General features: G+C 49.7%; 18 protein-coding genes and 1 riboswitch. Of the genes, 10 read left to right on the top strand and 8 right to left on the bottom strand.

Annotation, left to right across the window (positions count from 1 at the left end):
- The 3 genes from RQP18_RS03270 to RQP18_RS03260 all read right to left on the bottom strand — a co-directional run bounded on the left by RQP18_RS03270 (position 1) and on the right by RQP18_RS03260 (position 4,253).
- A complete protein-coding gene (locus RQP18_RS03270) occupies positions 1-2,487 on the bottom strand; it encodes a glycosyltransferase (RefSeq protein ID WP_373446113.1) in 2,487 nt (828 codons plus the stop codon).
- A 100-nt stretch (positions 2,488-2,587) separates the two neighbouring features.
- Positions 2,588-3,427, bottom strand: coding sequence for a hypothetical protein (locus tag RQP18_RS03265; protein ID WP_342388731.1), 840 nt, complete (start codon positions 3,425-3,427; stop codon positions 2,588-2,590).
- A gap of 16 nt (positions 3,428-3,443) precedes the next feature.
- Positions 3,444-4,253, bottom strand: coding sequence for an ABC transporter permease (locus RQP18_RS03260; protein WP_342388730.1), 810 nt, complete (start codon positions 4,251-4,253; stop codon positions 3,444-3,446).
- Positions 4,254-4,520: 267 nt separating this feature from the next.
- On the opposite strand from RQP18_RS03260, the gene RQP18_RS03255 reads away from it, so the two are divergent.
- Entirely contained in the window at positions 4,521-7,595 is a 3,075-nt protein-coding gene (locus tag RQP18_RS03255) for a GW dipeptide domain-containing protein (RefSeq protein ID WP_342388729.1), read from the top strand.
- A 36-nt stretch (positions 7,596-7,631) separates the two neighbouring features.
- On the opposite strand, the gene RQP18_RS03250 is transcribed toward RQP18_RS03255, so the two are convergent.
- Positions 7,632-8,801: a glycosyltransferase family 4 protein gene (locus RQP18_RS03250; protein ID WP_342388728.1), complete on the bottom strand. Its 1,170-nt coding sequence runs from the start codon at positions 8,799-8,801 to the stop codon at positions 7,632-7,634.
- 195 nt (positions 8,802-8,996) lie between these two features.
- Here RQP18_RS03250 and RQP18_RS03245 point away from each other — a divergent pair, with 195 nt between their 5' ends.
- The 7 genes from RQP18_RS03245 to RQP18_RS03215 all read left to right on the top strand — a co-directional run bounded on the left by RQP18_RS03245 (position 8,997) and on the right by RQP18_RS03215 (position 15,286).
- Positions 8,997-10,442 (top strand): LCP family protein, encoded by a 1,446-nt coding sequence (locus RQP18_RS03245; protein WP_342388727.1) that lies wholly within the window; start codon positions 8,997-8,999, stop codon positions 10,440-10,442.
- 12 nt (positions 10,443-10,454) lie between these two features.
- Positions 10,455-10,919, top strand: a complete 465-nt coding sequence (locus tag RQP18_RS03240; protein WP_342388726.1) for a DUF2538 family protein — start codon at positions 10,455-10,457, stop codon at positions 10,917-10,919.
- Between the two features lie 10 nt (positions 10,920-10,929).
- On the top strand, positions 10,930-11,352 hold the full coding sequence (locus tag RQP18_RS03235; protein ID WP_342388725.1) for a GNAT family N-acetyltransferase: 423 nt from the start codon (positions 10,930-10,932) through the stop codon (positions 11,350-11,352).
- Positions 11,353-11,452: 100 nt separating this feature from the next.
- Positions 11,453-11,550, top strand: a riboswitch (TPP riboswitch).
- Positions 11,551-11,671: 121 nt separating this feature from the next.
- Entirely contained in the window at positions 11,672-12,664 is a 993-nt protein-coding gene (locus tag RQP18_RS03230) for an ABC transporter substrate-binding protein (RefSeq protein WP_342388724.1), read from the top strand.
- 16 nt (positions 12,665-12,680) lie between these two features.
- On the top strand, positions 12,681-13,463 hold the full coding sequence (locus tag RQP18_RS03225) for an ABC transporter permease (protein ID WP_342388723.1): 783 nt from the start codon (positions 12,681-12,683) through the stop codon (positions 13,461-13,463).
- Entirely contained in the window at positions 13,453-14,211 is a 759-nt protein-coding gene (locus RQP18_RS03220) for an ABC transporter ATP-binding protein (RefSeq protein WP_342388722.1), read from the top strand. Before RQP18_RS03225 ends, RQP18_RS03220 begins: the two co-directional genes overlap by 11 nt.
- Positions 14,204-15,286 (top strand): acyl-CoA dehydrogenase family protein, encoded by a 1,083-nt coding sequence (locus tag RQP18_RS03215; RefSeq protein ID WP_342388721.1) that lies wholly within the window; start codon positions 14,204-14,206, stop codon positions 15,284-15,286. The genes RQP18_RS03220 and RQP18_RS03215 overlap by 8 nt, the downstream gene beginning before the upstream one ends.
- Before the next feature lie 69 nt (positions 15,287-15,355).
- Here RQP18_RS03215 and RQP18_RS03210 read toward each other — a convergent pair whose 3' ends face one another.
- Positions 15,356-16,105, bottom strand: a complete 750-nt coding sequence (locus RQP18_RS03210; protein WP_342388720.1) for a MerR family transcriptional regulator — start codon at positions 16,103-16,105, stop codon at positions 15,356-15,358.
- 149 nt (positions 16,106-16,254) lie between these two features.
- Between RQP18_RS03210 and RQP18_RS03205 the strand changes: the two genes are divergently transcribed.
- Entirely contained in the window at positions 16,255-16,482 is a 228-nt protein-coding gene (locus RQP18_RS03205) for a hypothetical protein (RefSeq protein WP_342388719.1), read from the top strand.
- 28 nt (positions 16,483-16,510) lie between these two features.
- Positions 16,511-16,813: a spore coat protein gene (locus RQP18_RS03200; RefSeq protein ID WP_342388718.1), complete on the top strand. Its 303-nt coding sequence runs from the start codon at positions 16,511-16,513 to the stop codon at positions 16,811-16,813.
- A gap of 48 nt (positions 16,814-16,861) precedes the next feature.
- On the opposite strand, the gene RQP18_RS03195 is transcribed toward RQP18_RS03200, so the two are convergent.
- The 3 genes from RQP18_RS03195 to RQP18_RS03185 form a co-directional block, all read right to left on the bottom strand.
- Positions 16,862-17,278 carry a MarR family winged helix-turn-helix transcriptional regulator gene (locus tag RQP18_RS03195; RefSeq protein WP_342388717.1) on the bottom strand — a complete coding sequence of 139 codons (417 nt, stop codon included), beginning with the start codon at positions 17,276-17,278 and terminating at the stop codon, positions 16,862-16,864.
- A gap of 103 nt (positions 17,279-17,381) precedes the next feature.
- A complete protein-coding gene (locus tag RQP18_RS03190) occupies positions 17,382-18,176 on the bottom strand; it encodes a hypothetical protein (protein ID WP_342388716.1) in 795 nt (264 codons plus the stop codon).
- Positions 18,154-19,704, bottom strand: coding sequence for a hypothetical protein (locus RQP18_RS03185; RefSeq protein WP_342388715.1), 1,551 nt, complete (start codon positions 19,702-19,704; stop codon positions 18,154-18,156). The genes RQP18_RS03190 and RQP18_RS03185 overlap by 23 nt, the downstream gene beginning before the upstream one ends.
- Positions 19,705-19,712 lie beyond the last annotated feature (8 nt).

Below are 19,712 nucleotides of genomic sequence, written 5' to 3'. Positions count from 1 at the left end.
CTATTTTGCCACCTCTTTTTGAATCGATTTGATAGCCTCTCTTGTCTCTGCACTTCCCTTTACGCCCTCTTGAACATAGAGGTCATATATATGGAGCAGCGTCTTGAGGGCCGGGATACGCTCCTCCGCTTTCAGCCTTGGGACCCGTTTCAAATACCAGTTGCGGAAGTAGAAATCAAATCTCTCATTAACATAAGTTTCAAAAAGGTCATGCTCCTTCAGGAAGGGTATCCTATACTGCTCCAAAGTATAGTATTTATCAAAGAATTTTTTAGATATCGTGTTTGTTACTGACCCTGAAACAAAAGCGTAATATATGTGGATGAAGGTTGGAATGACCTTTACTTTATTCGAATGAAGCATCAGCTCCTGGAAGAATATAGTATCCTGTCCGGCAGCTCCCTCAACCATTTTCAAGCCATTGTGTCTGACGATGCTCGTCCTGGCTATAAGTGCTTGGATACTCTGTGTTTTAAGTGCAGAATCTTTCAGGAATTGAGCAGGGTTGTCGATTATGTTGCTTCCATTATTAAATTTATAGACTGCACCTGAATATTTAAGCTCCACGCGTTTAATACTATCTTCGCGGATGATATTTCCTACCGACATATCAAGTTCAGGATCTTTGAGCAATTCATTCAGCAACTCGGAATATCCATCTCCTATCGCTTCATTATCCGGATCCAAATAGGTCACATACTCCGTGGTGACCAAATCAACCCCCTTATTACGGGGGCGAGAGGCACTGCCTGAACCTTCTTCAAAACGATGGTATTTTATATCCGGATATCTGCGTCGAAGTCTTTCAATGGTATTGATGGTATTGACGTCAGTACTTCCATCATCTACAAATATAATTTCCATCTGATTAAACATGGATTGCCTTTTCAGACTGTTGAAACATTTGTACTCGAGATACTTGCCATTATTGTGGATCGGTATTATAACGCTCAGTTTCTTTTCTGTACCATTCTGAGCCGCCTTTCCAGCTACACTTTTCACTTCTACTCTAGGAATGCTGTAGCCTACCGCTTCTTCCTTCTTGACTGCTCCGGCCTTATACATTGTTAGACCTGGGACTGGCCGGCTTGTTTTCCTGAATGTATTGTCAGAATCCATCGTTACAAAGTCGACATCCTTATAGGAGAAGGTTCCCACCAACGATTCCAGGAAGTTTTCTTCATAATAATTCCCAGAATGGACTTCAAAAATGAAATCATACTCATGAACATCCTCAGGCAGTTCTGAAACAGCATCAAACTTTTGGAAGGTTTGTCTATCGAACATTCTGCGGTATTCCTCTCCATATCTGTTCAGCACGAGAACCCGGGGGTTTTTCATATCCAGGGTGATGCCGACCGGAGAAAGCAGTTCTTTGAGCCTGTGGAACGTAGTATGGTTAAGCATTACAGTACTGATTGCCTTCATTCTTATTTCTTCCATATCCAAAGCCGATACACGAGTCAGTATATTGTTGATGTCACTTTTGTCATTCACTATATTGATATAGGGAAATTCATTGTTTATACCAGAACTGTAGTTGGTCATCATAAGGGCCCCAAGTGCTTGTAGTTCATATACCCTGTTTGCGAACATTGTCTCCGAATATTTTATGGTATTGATGTTTATATTCCAGTTGAACAGCTTATGCACTTTCATGAGATTATTATGTTGGACCGGATGGGTGATATGGCTCCCATATTTCAAAGGAAAATGATAGCGGTCATTCTGCATCGGGAGGTTACGGTCAATGATCGTCAAATCTTTTCCGGCTTCAAGTACCCCATCGAATATATGACTGATCTCTTCGTTCCTCTCGGGGTAGCGTTCGTTCCAACTTCCAGCAAATATCACTTCATCGTTGTTGTCGATGTGCCTTCCATCAGGGTTATGGTAGAACGGATTTATGCCGAAACCGATTGAATACACACGATCATTTTCACATTCCTTTTTGTACTGTGTCACCATCTCCACGGCAGAAGTGAAAATCACATCGGCCTTCATGGCTACATCGATGTAGCGGTCATAATTTACAGGGTCTTCCTTCGAATAGAAAACGACAGGAATATCCATAGACCCAGCCTGTTCCATGAGCTTATACAATTCCTGTCTTTTTGTACTTTTTGGGTTGCCGACATTTTTCCAGGATTGATCTATACCCTTCCATGTGGACACTACAATCAAAGCATCGAGGTCTTTATCCATCCCGTTGAAAGAGCTGTCAATATAAACCAGATCACAGGTATCCTTATAGGCGTGATATATGAATTCATCGCATACTATTCCCACCTTGACATCAAATTTCCGATAAAGGTATGAGGCTGTCTTACCCTCTATCTTCTCAAGGTCATCAATGATTTCATCCAGAAAGTGCGGTTTCCCAGCTACACTTGCCTTTTCTTCTGTAGAATAGACGGTTGTAGCTTCAGATCGAGACAGTTCTTTTTCCAATATATGAATCGCCAGTTTCTTATCTTCAGCAAGCATTCTTTTTAAAGTACGATAATATTCAATTGTGTCATCATTCTTCAAAGCTTTAAGTCCCACCAGGCTTTCGAAATCATAGATTGATATGTCATTAACCATATTATCTTCTGCCTTTCTTGAGATTCCAATAGTAAATTTGCAGCTTGCCAAGTCTTGAAGACCTTAAGTTGCGATATATCTTCTCCAGCTTGGAATACTTTTCCCTTAACTCAGTTTTGTCTTCTTCCAGCTTTATAATTCTATCCATCAGTTCACTGATTACGTTGGCACTCGCCTCTATATTGACGTCATACTTGTTGGAGGCTGTCTTAATGTCTTCGTTGTCCTGAAGATCAAAATCACCTTTAATCCAACCAATAAATTCCTTACCCTCTATAGTGGCGCTTACTTTGGCCAGAGATATGTCACGGAAGTAGACTTGTATTAGCACTTCCTGACCTTCATTTAACATGAACCTCTTAATTTTCTGATCACTGTCCTGATACAGTGGCACTTGCTTTTTTATAGAAGCATACTCAGACACTTCCACCGCCTTATGATATGAATCTTTCTTGACGAACCCTGCAAGTTTTCCCCTAAAGTTTATGGCCTCCAGCATCTCTTTGTTATGTAACGTTGTGTAGCTCGAGGTACACAACCTATTTGAAAGCTTGAGACTGAGGTCCTTATTGGGATTCATCTTTCTATCAAAGATGAGCGGGTCTTCCTTCATCTTTACAGTTTCCTTATCTTTTTGTCCCAAGTATATGGAATTTTCCAGCTTGACCCAGCCAAGTTTACCATCACTGAACTTTAGAAGATGATCTCTGTCATCACCTTCATCTATGATGTAGGCCAATGAATGGTGATAACGTTTCAAAGATCCGGTTTCCTGAATATTGTCATAGTTAAAAATGGGCGTATCTTCATCTTCGGAAATTATAACTGCTTGCTTTTCCATTCCTTAAAACTCCTTATTATAAGTAATCTACAAGTTTACCTCTGAATTTGTAATGAACATGTGCCCCGACATACATCAAAAGAACTGTAAAGAGCCAGAAATAAAGATGGTCATTCATTCCTCCATAAATGATTTCATCCCCCAATACTGTTGCATTCCTGTATACCATGACGAGATAGCCAAAAGGATTCAATGATGTCAGAACATGAAGAATTTCATTGGCACCATTAAGGGACCAGAAAATCGGCGTCATGAAGAAAAACATGCGTATAAAGTTCTGAAGCACATTCTTCGCATCCCTGATCAGAATGATGAGGCTGGACATGATCAATCCCAATGCAAATATAAAAGCATACGACGCAACTACAAAATATATCAATCCCAATGTGTACAGCGGCGAAGTATATCCGAATATGAGGTTTAGCACCACAACTATGGATGTAGTGAAAATCAGATTTACAAAGCCGTTGACTATGGAAATTGAAAGAAGTGTGCTTGCTGGAAACTTCATTTTTGTCACCAGACCAATTTTACTTTGGATTGCCGAGGATGCAGAAAGGACACCTTGCGAAAGGAAAAGCCAAGGGAACAGTCCTGTAATAAGGTGCATGATGAAGGGGAGGTCCCCAACATCCCCCCGGACTCCTCTGAGACCCAAACCAAATACGACATAGTAGATCAGCACTTGCATGGCGGGTTGCAGTATATTCCAGAATACTCCCAAGTAATGATTGGCATACTCAGCTCTCAGGTGGTACTTGGACAGTTGAAATATCAGATGACTATGCTCAATTTGTTCATTGATTATTGCTAAGATCTTCTTCATGTTATTATCCTCAATTCAAAAAGCATATATTGTACTAAAACTATTTTCATTATAATAGTTTATAAAGACATTTAAAATCCTTGACTAAACAAAGCCAATTACAATTACTTGATTATACTATAACTCCCTCCATTATTCTAATATTTCCCGAATCCGTCTACAATATTACAATTTGTTATCAAATGTGGAATTTCCAAGGAAAATATACAATTATAATGTATATTATATATAGCACGTCATTTTACCATATACACCCAGGAGGTAAGCATGAAATACAAAAACCGAATAATCGTACCCACTTTCATCTCGACTGTGATGCTAGGTGCTACAATCAACGCCAGTGCCGATGAAGTCGAGGTAGAAAAAACCGTTCCAGATGCCGTCATACATTCTGAGGAAGAGAGCTCTTCCAGCATAAATGGAGATGGAACAGAAAGTACATACCAATCAGAAAAAGATCTAGGCGAAAATATATCAAGTGATGAGAACGAGGAACCTCCGCAACTTGAAGAAAACAATTCTGAACAGGAAGCAGACCCTGTGGACGCTAAGCTCCCTGAAACTGCAGAGTCTGAAGACGAACTAGAAGCAGACAGTGCCGAAACTGCAGACCCTGAAGTCGCTGAAGATGAAGTGGAAGCGGATACTGCTGAAACGACAGACCCTGAAGACACAGAAGACGAAGAAGAAACGGACACCGCCGAAACTGCAGAGTCTGAAGAGGCAGAAGACGAAGAAGAAGCGGACACTGCTGAAACGACAGACCCTGAAGACCCAGAAGCTGAAGAAGAAGCGGATACCGCTGAAACTGCAAAGTCTGAAGACGCAGAAGACGAAGAAGAAACAGATACCGCCGAAACTGCAGAGTCTGAAGACGCAGAAGACGAAGAAGAAACAGATACCGCCGAAACTGCAGAGTCTGAAGACGCAGAAGACGAAGAAGACGCAGGCACCGCCGAAACTGCAGAGTCTGAAGACGCAGAAGACGAAGAAGACGCAGGCACCGCCGAAACTGCAGAGTCTGAAGACGCAGAAGACGAAGAAGACGCAGGCACCGCCGAAACTGCAGAGTCTGAAGACGCAGAAGACGAAGAAGACGCAGGCACCGCCGAAACTGCAGAGTCTGAAGACGCAGAAGACGAACTGGAAGCGGACTTGGAAAAAGCGAAAGAACTTATGGAAGTTAAAGGCCTGAGTCTGATGAGCATGGCGAAAGTAGAAGTTTTATCAAGCAACGATGCAGCATATAAAATGGCACGTATCAATAAAGAAAACCAAGGTCTGAAAAGCCCATTAACCAGTGAGAAAAGTGTCTCTGCAGATCGTTATATTGGAAGTACATATTTTGTTTCCAAGGAAAGTGCCCATGAGGGAAAGCAATATTACTTCTTAAGGTTCGGATTGGACAAAGCCATGATAGGATGGATACGTGCAGAAGATGTTGTAGCAAAAAGTAGAAGTGAAGATAAAAACATAAGAGCGGATTATCTTATTAATGGCGAAAATGACTATGTATATAGCCAGCCCTGGGGAACAAAAGAGCAGACTGTCCAGTCTATCAATAACTTAAGAGGCGATAAGTTTTCAGCACAAAAAGAAACTGTGGTTGATGGAAAAACTTACTTGTACGGTACAGTCAACGGAAAGTCTGGCTGGATTCTAAAAGATTACTTGGTGGCAGAGAGTACAGGCGAGGCTCAGACAAGTGATGCTCGGATGATGGCCAGAATCAACAAAAACAACGATGGGTTAAAAAGTCCTTTAACCAGTGACAATAGTGTATCTGCTGATCGTTATACCGGCGACACCTACTATGTTTCCAAAGAAGGTTCATACTTGGGAGAAAACTATTACTTCCTTCGTTTCGACATCGATAAGGCAATGATCGGCTGGGTTAAAGCAAACGACGTTCAGGCACAAGACCGCTCTTCGGACAGGACAATCAAAAAGAGTTTTGTCGTGTCCGATGAATCTGACCATATTTATAGTCAACCTTGGGGGACAAGCAATCAGCGTGTAAGCGCCTTGGCAAATTTGAAAGGCGGGACTTTCAATGCGACTAAAGAGACAACAATTGGGGGCAAATCCTATATTTACGGTACAATTGATGGGAAATCAGGATGGGTGCTTAAAGATAACTTGATGACCATGGAGTCTGCAGCCCCCGAGACAAAGACAGTAAGTAAAATGGCACGAATCAACTCAAATAACCAGGGACTTAAAAGCCCACTGACAAGCGATCGCAGTGTCTCTGCCGACCGATATATCGGAGATACTTACTATGTCTCCAAAGAAGGTTCATATCTGGGGGAAAACTATTATTTCCTTCGCTTCGATATCGATAAAGCAATGATTGGCTGGATTAAGGCAAGTGATGTAAAAACTGCGAATCGTTCAGGAGATGCTCCTATAGACCAAACTTTTTATATAAACAACTCTAGCGATCGTCTTTTCTCACAACCATGGGGGACAAGCGATCAGGTCGTTTCAAGTTTGACTAATTACCAAAATGAGAGTTTTAAAGCCACTAAAAAAGTGACCGTGGGTAATACAGATTACTATTATGGCACACTGAAAAATCACTCAGGTTGGATCAAGAGTGGATCACTTTCAGAGTATATTGTCAGCACAGTCAAGTATGGCATTTCACTCGACGAGGCAATAGACACACAGATGAGCTTGAGATCCAAACCGCAATCTTGGGTTTCTGGCGGTGGCTGGAGAGATGCGACACGTGATGAAGTGGAATACTTCATCAACCCAGCGAATCACACGACTGATACTTGGGACTACACTTATCTCGATCTGAACCGTGCGCAGAATATCTCAAGCACGGAACTGAACAACAAATTGCTCAGCGGCAAAGGCGTTCTTCATAACCAGGGTACAGCCTTCCTGCAGGCGGCCAATACACATGGTGTGAACGAAGTCTATCTGGTTTCGCACGCCCTCCATGAAACGGGCAACGGTCAGAGTCAACTTGCCCAGGGTATACGTCTCGATGAGAAAGGCAACATCTCCGAGGATGGAAAGCTCTACTACAACATGTACGGTATCGCAGCATATGACCACAATCCTGTGCTCGAAGGGGCACGCTATGCACAGCGCATGGGCTGGGATACTCCGGCGAAAGCTGTCATCGGTGGTGCACAGTTCATCTCGAGCGGCTACTTCAACCGTGGTCAGAATACGCTGTATGCAATGCGCTGGAACCCAGTGAGTCCAGGCACATATCAGTATGCGACTGATGTCAACTGGGCCTATGCTACGGCACGCAACCTGAAGAACTACTACGACCAGCTCGGCATCCGCGGCCAGTACTATACAAGATATACGTTCTAACAAAAAGAGATTCCTCAATTTTGAGGAATCTCTTTTCTATTTGTCTATTCTTCTGTACACCTTCTTCAGTACATCCTTCTCTTCGTTCCAGTTATACTTCAGTTTCGCCTGCTTCGCATTCTCCCTGAATCTTCTTCTCAATTCATCGTCATTGATGAGCTGCTCGATGGCCGCCTTCAATTGGATTGTACTCTCCGGCTCGACCGTCAGCCCCACCTCTTCGGATTCGATGACCGCTTCGATCTCCGGCAGCTTCGAGCCGATGACCGGCACATGGGCCATGATGTATTCGAAGAGCTTGTTGGATGAGGCGGAATAGTGGTTGAAGTTGGTGTTCTCGAGGAACTGGATGCCGATGTCGGCTGCTTTCGTATAGCGTCTGAGCTCCCTGTACGGCACCCGGTCGATGAAGGTGACCTTGTCTTCCATCGCCAGTTGTTTATGGTATTCAATCAGGTTGAGGCGTTCCTTGCCGTCACCGAGCATGATCAGACGGGCCCCTTCGATGTCCCTGAAGGCGTCCAGCAGTTTGAACAGCCCCCTCCCCTCCTGCATGCCGCCCTGGTACAGCACGACCTTCTCGTTCGGATCGATGCCGTATGTCTCCCGGATCGGGAAAGCTTCGACCGCTTCGATGTCATAGAACTCGGAATAGTTGTGCACCGGCGTAGGCCTTTTCCTGTACAGTCGCCTGTGGTAGTCTGCCCGTGTATCGTTTTCCACGATGACATGATCTGTGAACCTGAGCAGGAACTTCTCGAGCTTATAGATCTTGTTGAAGGAATAATGTGTACGGCTCGTCTGCACTTCATGGGAATCATAGATGAGCGGCTTCCTATCCAAGCGGATCTTCGCACTGGCGATACCCTGCAGCAGCGTGTTCAAATCATGCGAATGATAGATGTCTGCATCACTGCTGCGCCCGAGCATCATCATCTTGAACATCTCGAGCATGTTCGGCAGATGCTTCGACAGGATCGTGGATTTCATTTTGCCCTGAATTATTTTAGGCAGTTCGATCTTGAGCGGCCGGTTGACGTATACATCGGGGGCGATGGTCTCGCTTGAAGGCAGATGCAACTCGTCCATCTCCTTCTTGGCGATGACGGTGACCGCGTACCCTTCCTCGGTGAGGGCCGTCGCTTCCCTGAGCACCCTTGCATCATTGACGAAGTTGTTCCATACAAACATTGTGACTTTCTTCATACAGCACCTCTGGCATTTTCATTGACATGATATATCACTTGTAATTCGACTCCATATTCTATATCATGTGACAAAGTTTTAATATCGGGAAATAATTCCTATTTCCTATTCCAATTTATGGTTCTCCCATATTATAATTAAAAGATGGCAATCTGTCATTACATACTAAACCAAACAAAGTGGGTCTATTAAATTATGAAAAAGAAAATTCTTATTGGCGTCCTGCTGTTCCTCGTCATTGCGCTTGTTGTCATCGGGGTATATATCTACAACCTGTTCAATTCATTCGAACAGGGCGTGAGCGATTCATTCGAAGCTACGGACCGTGACCGGTCTGAGCTCCGGCTGGGAGACATCGATCCGACGATGGACAGCTTCACGGTACTGATCCTCGGCATCGATGAAAGTGAATCCCGCAAGGAGGAGGGGGATCTCGATTCCCAGGACTTCCGGACGGATACGATGATCCTCGCGACATTCGACAAGGACGAGGATGAAGTGAAACTCGTCAGCATCCCGCGGGATACACTGACATACTTCCCTGAGGAGAACTACTTCGACAAGATTACGCACGCCCACCGTGAAGGTGGACCGGAAGCCTCCATGCGTGCCGTTGAATCCCTGCTGAACGTGCCGGTCGACCACTACGTCCGCGTCAACATGGCGGCCGTGGTGGATATGGTCGATGCGCTCGGCGGTGTGGAATTCGATGTGCCGTTCGATATGAACGAGCCGAACTCCATCGACCGTGGACGGATCGAACTTGAGGAAGGCGTGCAGGAACTGAATGGCGAGGAGGCGCTCGCGGTGGTGCGGAGCCGCCGGGTGGATACAGACCTCGGGCGCGGCCAGCGCCAGCTTGAGATGGTCGAGAAGATACTGTCGAAGGCGAAATCGACTGGTGCGCTGTCGAAAATCGACGACCTGATCGATGTCGTCGCAGACAATACGAAGCATGACATGACATCGAAGACGATCCGCAGCCTCGCCGCCTACTACTCCTTCAACGATGTCACATTCAACACGACCCAGGTCCGTGGTTCGGATTTCTGGTACCAGGGCAACGGCGCCTACTTCTACTGGGCGAACGAAGAGCATCTCTACCTGATCTCGCAGACGCTCCGGGAGGTGCTGGAAATCGAGGAGCCGGAACCTTACGACCTGATCAACATCCGGCTGTCCGATCATATTACACCTTACCAGTACGTCAGCGACTACTACCTGAATGAATTCGAGCCGGAGACGGAGCCGTACTTCACACAGGAAGGCTACGAAAGCGACCTCGGCAACGGCTTCAATATGAGCGGGGACGACAACCCTGAAGAGAGCATCGAAGGTGAAGAGAACCTTGATGAGAATTCCGAGGAAGCAAGCGGTGAAGAAGCGACTGGAGAGGAAGCAACCGGTGAGCAGCCGACCCAGGAGGAAGGGACGGGCGAAAATCCTGGGGCGCCGACGACCGAAGAGGACAACTACTGGCCGCCGGAAGACGGCAACGGTTCTGAGGACATACAGGAAGACAGCACGGAACAGTTCAACTATGAAGAGAACACTGAGGAATACTACGAGGAAAGCACCGAAGAATATTACGATAATGGAACTGGAAGCGAGGACTTTGATCGATCTCAAAATGAAGTTTAGGAGCGGATTGTGATGAGGAAGACGTATGACAAGGAGACGAACATCAATGAGATGTTCGACTTTCTGGAGAGTCAGATCAAGCACAGCGGTGAAGCGAAAATCGAGGATACGTATTTCTACCAGAGCCACGAGCACAAGGAGATGTACCAGTCGATCCGGGGCTACTTCAGCGAATCGCTGAAGAATCCGGAAGTCGATGCGGCGTGCTACATCATCGCCCTGCCGGACATCTACAAGCGGATCAACATATTCGAACTCATCTTCCCGATGGACTGGGTCAAGGAGGACGGACGGCTGTCGGAACCGTTCAAGCAGCTCAGACCCCACATCCAGTACCTGGCCCTGGCTGCCGCCGAGGCGAGCGGCATCAAGTTCAATACGAAGCCTGCCCTCTCTCTCGGACTCGAGTACTGGAACCTCGAGCAGATGAAGATATTCTGGCAGTTCACCGCCATCCGGCGCAAGAATGCAATGTAAGGAGGATTCCATGGAAATCAAAGTGGCTGAAAACAACATCATGTACAACCAGTGCCTTGAAATCAGAAAGCGCGTCTTCGTCGAGGAACAGAACGTCCCAATGGACCGTGAAGTGGATGAATACGAAGACGCGGCGACACATATTCTGCTGATCGACGACGAACCGATCGGTACGGTAAGGTACCGGCCGGTCGACGACGACATGATCAAAGTCGAACGCATGGCCGTGCTGCCCGAGGAACGTGGCAGGAAGCTCGGGCTCAAGCTGATGGAATTCGTCCACCAGCATGCCCGGGACAATGGCTACACCCGCGCCAAGCTCGGTGCGCAGGTGCATGCGATCGACTTCTACAAGAAGCTCGGTTACGCCGTCTCCTCCGATGAATTCGAGGATGCGGGCATCCCGCACGTCTATATGGAGAAGGACCTGTAGACTTGATATGCACCCGAAGGCACCGCTGCCCTCGGGTGTTTTTTATTATGTACTTGGAGTGGAAATGTGTACATGGTACAATGGGTATGCAAAATGAATAGAATGAACATAGGGGAGCCAACATGGCTGAGAAGGTGATACCTGACCCTTGGACCTGATCTGGATAATACCAGCGTAGGGAATGTGCAGTGGATATGCGGGATGCGTATACCTAAGCTGCAGCTCTTTGACGCCTCCAGATAAGGAAGGTGTTTTTTTATACCCATTTTACGGAGAATGCGGTATGGGACACCGCCATTTCGAGAGGAGTTTTCCATTTATGAAGAAGATATTATTGCCACTCATACTCGTCCTGCTGCTCGCCGCATGCGGCGGAAATGGAGGGGAGGAGCCGGCCGATACGGAATCACTGACGGAAGTGACCTTCGTACTGGACTGGACACCGAATACGAACCATACCGGCATCTACGCCGCACAGGCGGAAGGCTACTACGAGGAACAGGGCCTCGATGTCGAGATCGTCCTGCCGGGTGAAGCCGGTGCGGAACAGACTGTTGCGACGGGCAATGGGGATTTCGGTATCAGTGCCCAGGAGAACGTCACCCAGGCACGCCTGCAGGACGTATCGATCGTCTCGCTCGCTGCCATCATACAGGATAATACGTCCGTACTCGCCTCCCCCGAAGAATACGGCCTCGAGACGCCGTCGGATCTCGAGGGGCACACGTATGGCGGATACGGTTCGCCGATTGAGGAGGAGACCATCGCCTCCATCATGCAGGCGGATGGTGCGGATATTGAAAACGTCGACATCATCAACATCGGCGATACGGACTTCTTCACCGCCGTACAGCGTGATGTCGACTTTGCATGGATCTACTACGGCTGGACGGGTGTGGAAGCTGAACTGCGCGACTTCCCGCTCAACACGATTGACTTCACCGAGTATTCCGATGCGCTCAACTTCTACACACCTGTACTGATCACGAATGAAGAGATGCTGGAAAACGATTCGGAAACCGTCGAAGCGTTCACCCGGGCGACGGCGGAAGGCTACCAGTTTGCGATGGATCAGCCCGAGGCGGCAGCGGAGCACCTGCTGGCTGCAGAACCGGACCTTGACGCGGAACTCGTCATGGCCAGCCAGGAATGGCTGACGGATGTCTATCAGGGCGATGCGCCCTACTGGGGCCATCAGGAGCACGATGTCTGGGAGAACTATATGAGCTGGATGCATGAGAACGGCCTGATTGAATCCGAACTCGACGTCGACCAGGCATTCACGAATGAATTTCTGCCCGGTGAAGAGTGAATTGGAGGAATAGCGAATGCGACGAATCTCATCCTGGAGCGTAATCCCACCGCTCCTTGCGATACTCGCCATACTGGTGATCTGGCAGCTGGCTACAACACTTTTTAACATCCGTGACTGGATTCTGCCGAGCCCGGTCCAGATCATCCAGGAAGGCATGGAAATCTACCCGCGCCTATGGGCGCACAGCCTGTCCACCATACAGATTGCGCTCGGCGGATTCGCCATCGGTGTGAGCGTGGGACTGGCACTGGCCATACTGCTCCACCTGATGCCGAGGGCCAAGCAGAGCATCTACCCGCTGATGATCCTCTCGCAGAACGTGCCGATCATCGCCCTCGCTCCACTGCTCGTGCTGTGGTTCGGCTTCGGCACCCTGCCGAAGATACTGATCATCACGCTCGTCTGCTTCTTCCCGGTCGCAGTGTCACTGATCGACGGGTTCAGGCAGACCAATCCGACGCTGCTCAATTATATGCAGATGATCGGGGCATCACGCCGGCAGATCTTCTTCAAGCTGGAGTGGCCGAGCGCCCTGCCCTACTTTTTTTCAGGGCTCAAGATTTCAGCGACATACAGTGTGATGGGTGCCGTCATCGCGGAATGGCTCGGTGCCCAGGAGGGGCTCGGCGTCTTCATGACCGTCGCCTCCTCCGCATTCCGGACAGACCAGGTGTTCGTCGCCATATTCGTCATCATGGCGATCAGCCTGATCCTGTTCGGCTTCATCATGCTGCTTGAAAAATGGCTCGTGCCATGGGATACGGACAGGAAAGGAGCGGATGACGATGACGAATAAGCTCGAGGTCAGAAACCTCACGCATAAGTTCAATGGCGGGAATGATGTCCATGTGCTGGATGGCCTGTCCCTTGATGTCGCCGACGGTGAATTCGTCACCCTGCTCGGCCCTTCGGGCAGCGGCAAGAGTACGATCTTCAACCTGATCGGTGGCCTGTATGAGCCGGAGGACGGTGACATCTTCATCGATGGCGCACGGGTCAACGGCACCCGCGGCAACATCAGCTATCTGCCCCAGCAGGATTCCCTCCTGCCATGGCGGACAATCGAGGACAATGTCGTACTCGTCCAGGAGATCACCGGCAATGTAGACAAGGCAACCGCCCGCCAGTGGCTCAAGCGTGCCGGACTCGAAGGATATGAAAAATCCTATCCGAATACGCTGTCCGGCGGCATGCGTCAGCGCGTCGCCTTTATCCGCTCCCTGCTCAGCCCGCAGGAACTGATGCTGCTTGATGAACCATTCGGGGCACTCGATGAACTCACCCGCCTCGACATGCAGGACTGGCTTCTGAAGATCTGGGAGATGGATCGTCGCTCCGTCCTCTTCATCACCCACAGCATCGAAGAAGCCCTCTACATGTCAGACCGGATACTCATCCTCTCGGACAAGCCTGCCCGCATCGCGCGCGAAATCGAGGTGCCATTCGAACGGCCGCGCGACCACGACATCATCCTCGATGAGACATTCACCAAGCTCAAGCGTGAGATCTACCATATGCTGAGGACAGGTGATGATAATGATTGATGCACATATCACCGAAACTGTCAGACTTCATGCCGAAAGCATGGAAAAGAATGGCGCACTGTGTCCCGAAGTGCTTGAACTCATCCATGACCGTGGATTGTTCAAGCTGTTCGTGCCAAAAGAGGTGGGCGGCCGGATGCTGGGATTGCCGGAAGCGCTTCAGGTCTTCGAGGATGCTGCAAGGGCCGATGGCAGCTTCGGCTGGCTCGTACAGATCGGTTCCGGGGCCGGCTTCTTCGCCACCGTCATGGAACCGGGCGCCGTTAGACAATTGTTTGCACACCGCAACTTCTACATCGCCGGCAGCGACCGGCCAATGGGCACTGCCCGCAAAACCCCGGGCGGCTATAAAATAAATGGCACCTGGCCATTCTGTAGCGGCGCCAGCCACGCAAGCCTCTTCACAGCCACGTGCCGGATCGCGTCCGATGATGCAGATGACGGAAAGCTGCAGGCCTTCGCTTTCACGCCGGAGCAGGTGGAAATTGATGAAGACTGGAATGCGTTCGGACTCAAGGCGACCGGCAGCCACATCATCCATGTGGCGGATGCCTTCGTGCCTGAGCACCATCGTTTCGATGTAGCGGACCCCCACTTCCATTTCGACCATCCGGTCTATCATTATCCATTCCAGCCATTCGCCACTGCCAACATCGCATCGACGGCAGTCGGCATCGCCAGACACTTCTTTGAAGCGTCACGCACGCACATCGATCGTAAGCAGTCATCATGGATGGAAAAGACGCCGGAGAGATATGACCAGGTGAATCGTCTGCTTGCGGAGCATGAAGCAGCGTTTTTGCGAGCCCGTGAGGATTTCTACAATACAGTCGAATCATCCTGGCACAGCCATCTCGAAGGCAGTCCTCTTGAAGAATCCCATTTGGATGCGGTGGTTGGATGCAGCAAAATCGTAGCCCAGGCAGGCATCGGTGGTGCACAGGCAGTCCTCCGGCACCTCGGCATGGACGTCATCATGGAAGACCATCCATTGAACCGCATCTACCGCGATCTGCATGTTGCGTCACAGCATGGCCTCCTCGTCGATATGACTGGAGAGGCAGCTGATTTATAGAGAATATATTGAAGGACTGCTTTCCATTTTGGAAAGCAGTCCTTTTCTGATGCATTATGATGTTACCCGCTATTCCGCATACTGTACTATCGCATCCCGCAGGAATTCTGCGGCACCCGGTGCGACATCATCATAATATTTCCTGAAGCGTCCGTCTGCCACATACATCTCGGCGAGTCCCTGGTGGGCCGCTTTCGAATACTCAGTCCACGTGCACATCAGCCATTCCTTGTGCAGCTGTGCTGCCCGCCGGGCGCGTGCTTCCGTCGGATTGTCTACAGCATCCCTCAGCACCTCCTTGAGTTCCGCTTCGAGTACCGTCATCCTGTCGTAGTCCTCCTCCGACATGCCCATCCATTTCGCATTGGATGCCCTGACGGTGTCTTCGCCGTACTTTTCGCGGATTTCCGTACCGTACCGCGATTCGTTCTCTTCAAGTCTTTCCTTTTTAAAACCTTCGAATTTCTCCCTGTCCTGCATGTGTCTCCCCCCTTCCTTCGCTTCGATCGTCCGCTCCACATTCTGTATCAGCCGGTCGAGCGTCCTGCGCTCTTCGATGAGTGCCGCATGGTGCCGTCTGAGTGCTTCTGCCGCATCAAACTCCGGGCGCTCGAGAATCTGCTCGATTTCATCCAGCCGGACACCGAGCATCCTATAGAAGAGGATGAGCTGCAGCCGGTCGACTTCCGCCTGTCCGTATATGCGGTAGCCCGAGCTGTTGATGCGGGCAGGTCTGAGCAGCCCGGTCTGGTCATAGTATCTGAGTGTCCGCCTGCTCACGCCGGCGAGATCAGCGAGTGCCTTCACCGTATATTCCATCAATCTCCCTCCTCCCCTTCATACTAGGCGGTGACGCAGCGTCAATGTCAACACACATTATATCTTCTTTTCATGGGGCGTTTACATTCAGGCGTCCTGGGTAAGCTATAACTGAACAGCCAATATGGAAAAGCTGAAGGAGGATGGACATGGCCAAGAACAAGGATAAGAAGAAAAATAAAAGCGCAGAAAAACCGAACCTTGCTGTGCATGAGACGATCGAGCTCCATGAGGTGATGACGATCAGACAGGCATCCCTCTTGAAAGCGGGGATGATGGAATCCCTCGCAGAGGATTCGAAGCTGCGTGAAATCGTCCGCAAGGAACGCAAGATTTCCAAAAAAGCGATTGATGAAATCCAGGAACTTCTGCCCTAGGGCGGAACAATGAAAAGGAGATGTACAGATGGAGATGGAGGAAATGCTTGAAAAAGCGGGAGAAAACAGGGATGAACTCATTGCGACGGAAATGCTCGTCACGTCAAAGGCGGCTGTACGCACATACGCTGTGGCGCTGACGGAAGCTGCATCCCCGGAAGTCCGGGATGTGCTGAAGCGCCAGCTGACGCAGGCGATCAACCAGCACGCGCGGGTTGCCGACTACATGATGGAGAACGGCATGTACCATGCCCATGACGTCAAGGACCAGCTCAAGCACGACAAGAAGAAAGTGAAGACAGTGAAGAAGCTCTCAAAGGACAAGAAATAGATGCAGAAGGCCCCCGGAACCTGATTTCAGGTTCCGGGGGCCTTCCGGTCATATATGAATCTTCTGCAGAATATCAGTCAGTGTCTTCTTGTCATCGTGATTCAATGATTCAAGTATATCGTCCGTCACTTCACAGATTTTCTCTTCCAGTTCATTCAGTGCCTCAACCGCCTGCTCCGTCACTTCGAGATACGAAGCCCTCATGTCATCCTGATGCTGGCGCTTGATCAGGTAGTCCTGGTCGACAAGCTTCTGGACGGCACGGGAAATGGAAGTCTGTTCCTTCTTCAGGCGGCCGATGAGCGTCTTCTGTGTAATGCCCGGTTCTTCAGCCACCATCTCGATGATGTACAGCTGTTCCCTGGATAAGAGTCCGTTCTTCGTTCTGAATTCGGCCAGATGATCGATTTTTGCGTTCAGCAGATAGATATATCTGCAGACGTTTCGTGTGTTTAATTTACTCATAGATAGTCAACCCGCTTTTTTGACATATTACTCTCCCTCACATTACCCACAATAAAGGTGTCCACAGTCCATAGTGGCAGTAACTCCACCATATGGCAAATATTTATCGGATGCCCTCCAACTGTGCCTTCTCTATATATCCTATGGAGCATTCCACCCCCAATTGTACGTATGTCGGCAGATGTGCGTCATTGCTTTCAAGATGGGTGGCCGTCCCTTCGAATTTACCCATGATGACGACCATACGGTGGATGAGTGTGGCGATGACATCGATGTGCGCTTGAGAAATTGGTGGATGGTTCAGACGGATCAGTGGATTGCGCCTATGACGTGATGGGAACATGATGGTCCGTACCCACTTGAGCTCGTCCTTTGTCAGCGCATCCCGCGACTTCAGCTCGATGGTGACGATCGGTGTCCGCTCCGCTTCCTGGAATGCCTCCTCGTACTGTGTGCGGAAGTGGAACACTTCGATCCCCCACAGTTCCCGGCGCAGCAGGTACTGGTCCGCTTCCTGCTGGACGAAGAACACCGTGCCGGGCCGGACTGCAAGTGCTGCCAGCGCCTCGTCGTACTTCTCCACGGCCTGGACGACCTTCGAATAGTCGAGCAGCGTCTGGTTCGCAAGCGTCTCCGCTTCGGCCTTCATGGTCAGCGTGATGCTGATGTGCGTATTGCTCAAATATGCCTTGTCCGAGGTGCAGAACAGTGTGGACAGTCTGAGATGCCCTTTCTCAATATCTTCATACCCCTTTATGGTCAGATCATGCATCACCTCAGGGGCGGCAAGGTTTTTTTCGATCAGTGTGGCAATGAGATCCTGGACGGTGCCTTCGGCATTGATGTGTACGGTGTCTATCGTGAGTGTGGTATCTCTAATCTTTACTTTGAGCTTCACTTAAAGCCCTCTCCTTCTCATATTCTAGGATGTTTGATAGTATGTCGACGCGCAGCCCGACGAGTTCCGGATCTTCGTACAGTGCGCGCACTTTGATATCCTTCAGCTGACTGCTCTCCTCCGGCATTTCATTGATGATGAAGTGCAGGAAGGTGATGGCAAAGTCCTCCTTCGGATTGGTTGCCTGATAGGGCTCGTGGAAATCATTGATATTGTTGTTGTAGAAGGCTTCGCTTTCCGGCTGCGACTTGAACTTGTTCTCAATCCACTCCTCGCCGTACTGGCTCCAGAAGCGTTCGGTGTAGTCCGCCATCAGCGTATCCTCCTTCAGCTGATCGAGATCCGTGCTGTTGTCTTCAAAGGCCTCGATCGGCAGGGAATAGACGTGCGCAAACTCGTGGATCAGCGTGCGGTACTCGCTCGGCAGGTTGCGGTTGTCCCGGATGTCCACGGCAAGCGTCGTCCCCGTCTCCGTCACATCGACATAGGCGAGCGTGTTGCCCTCCCCGTCCGAAAACAGTTCGAACTGGTCGATATCTTTTATATGTTCGTCCGGGAAGAATGTCCTAAACCGCGTCCATATGGCTTCGAATTCCTCCTGCGAGCCGACCGGCAGCGCCTCGTGCGCCGTCGGACTGGTTAGGGCGAAATCCGCCACCGTATACGTGATGTAATGTATCCGGCTGCGGTTCTCCACAAACATGTGCGGGGATTCCCGGATGTCGATGTAGCTGTTCAGTGCCGCGAGATGATCGTCTCCGAGCGCGCGGCATTCTTCAATGGTGCCGCAATCGGCATGGTCCACTGCCTGATCGGGGTCGATATCCGCTTCATGGGCGGCATTCCCGCCGGTCAGCCCGATGAGGTACAGCACGCCGAGTATCGCAAGGCCCACCAGCACGCCGATCGCCAGCAGCTGGGCAAGGACTCGCAGTACCGTATGGAACGGCGACTTCACCCCGCTCCCGCTGCGTTCGACCGGCGCGTGTTCGATGATGCCCCGTTCCGCCAATATGTTCCGTATGTCTCCGGTATGACGGTGATACTCGGGCACCCCCGTCTCTGCAAGGACGACGTTGACGATGTCATGATCACTGTATGACGTGTACTCGCCGCACGTGAAGACGATGACAGGGATCTCCTCCCTGCGTGCACGGGCCAGCAGCCACCTGAAATCGCGTTCGGCAATGTCGGTGGTGAGGATGAAGAGATCGTAGCCGTCCCTATCCGCAGTCCGGTCGGCGCGGACGGTTTCGAACACATTGCTCCCGGGTTCGACCGTCTCTCCGTCTATCGTGCCATAGGGGGCGGACACGCGGCCGGCGATGCGCGGGTCGACCCCGTGCGCCCGCAGACGGCGCTTCAATTCCTTCGTCTGTTCCGTCGATTCGGAACTGAGATTCGTATGTAGATGAACGGTGTGGCGGGAATGGGTGGCGGTCAGTACCGCCACTTCATGCCCGCCGATGAACGAAGCTGCATTTCCACTCTGATCGATATATATGCCGCCGGCCATCAGAATCTTCATGTCGCATC

The organism is Salinicoccus sp. Bachu38 (genome assembly GCF_038561955.2).
GTDB lineage: Bacteria > Bacillota > Bacilli > Staphylococcales > Salinicoccaceae > Salinicoccus > Salinicoccus bachuensis.
The sequence above is the reverse complement of the archived record's forward strand: the minus strand, read 5'-3'. Positions and strand labels throughout refer to the sequence as shown.

What these genes read in the sequence shown, in the direction of transcription:
- RQP18_RS03270 (WP_373446113.1), bottom strand. Translation starts at nt 2,487, where the DNA reads ATGCTTGCTGAAGATAAGAAACTGGCGATTCATATATTGGAAAAAGAA.
- RQP18_RS03265 (WP_342388731.1), bottom strand. Translation starts at nt 3,427, where the DNA reads ATGGAAAAGCAAGCAGTTATAATTTCCGAAGATGAAGATACGCCCATT.
- RQP18_RS03260 (WP_342388730.1), bottom strand. Translation starts at nt 4,253, where the DNA reads ATGAAGAAGATCTTAGCAATAATCAATGAACAAATTGAGCATAGTCAT.
- RQP18_RS03255 (WP_342388729.1), top strand. Translation starts at nt 4,521, where the DNA reads ATGAAATACAAAAACCGAATAATCGTACCCACTTTCATCTCGACTGTG.
- RQP18_RS03250 (WP_342388728.1), bottom strand. Translation starts at nt 8,801, where the DNA reads ATGAAGAAAGTCACAATGTTTGTATGGAACAACTTCGTCAATGATGCA.
- RQP18_RS03245 (WP_342388727.1), top strand. Translation starts at nt 8,997, where the DNA reads ATGAAAAAGAAAATTCTTATTGGCGTCCTGCTGTTCCTCGTCATTGCG.
- RQP18_RS03240 (WP_342388726.1), top strand. Translation starts at nt 10,455, where the DNA reads ATGAGGAAGACGTATGACAAGGAGACGAACATCAATGAGATGTTCGAC.
- RQP18_RS03235 (WP_342388725.1), top strand. Translation starts at nt 10,930, where the DNA reads ATGGAAATCAAAGTGGCTGAAAACAACATCATGTACAACCAGTGCCTT.
- RQP18_RS03230 (WP_342388724.1), top strand. Translation starts at nt 11,672, where the DNA reads ATGAAGAAGATATTATTGCCACTCATACTCGTCCTGCTGCTCGCCGCA.
- RQP18_RS03225 (WP_342388723.1), top strand. Translation starts at nt 12,681, where the DNA reads ATGCGACGAATCTCATCCTGGAGCGTAATCCCACCGCTCCTTGCGATA.
- RQP18_RS03220 (WP_342388722.1), top strand. Translation starts at nt 13,453, where the DNA reads ATGACGAATAAGCTCGAGGTCAGAAACCTCACGCATAAGTTCAATGGC.
- RQP18_RS03215 (WP_342388721.1), top strand. Translation starts at nt 14,204, where the DNA reads ATGATTGATGCACATATCACCGAAACTGTCAGACTTCATGCCGAAAGC.
- RQP18_RS03210 (WP_342388720.1), bottom strand. Translation starts at nt 16,105, where the DNA reads ATGGAATATACGGTGAAGGCACTCGCTGATCTCGCCGGCGTGAGCAGG.
- RQP18_RS03205 (WP_342388719.1), top strand. Translation starts at nt 16,255, where the DNA reads ATGGCCAAGAACAAGGATAAGAAGAAAAATAAAAGCGCAGAAAAACCG.
- RQP18_RS03200 (WP_342388718.1), top strand. Translation starts at nt 16,511, where the DNA reads ATGGAGATGGAGGAAATGCTTGAAAAAGCGGGAGAAAACAGGGATGAA.
- RQP18_RS03195 (WP_342388717.1), bottom strand. Translation starts at nt 17,278, where the DNA reads ATGAGTAAATTAAACACACGAAACGTCTGCAGATATATCTATCTGCTG.
- RQP18_RS03185 (WP_342388715.1), bottom strand. Translation starts at nt 19,704, where the DNA reads ATGAAGATTCTGATGGCCGGCGGCATATATATCGATCAGAGTGGAAAT.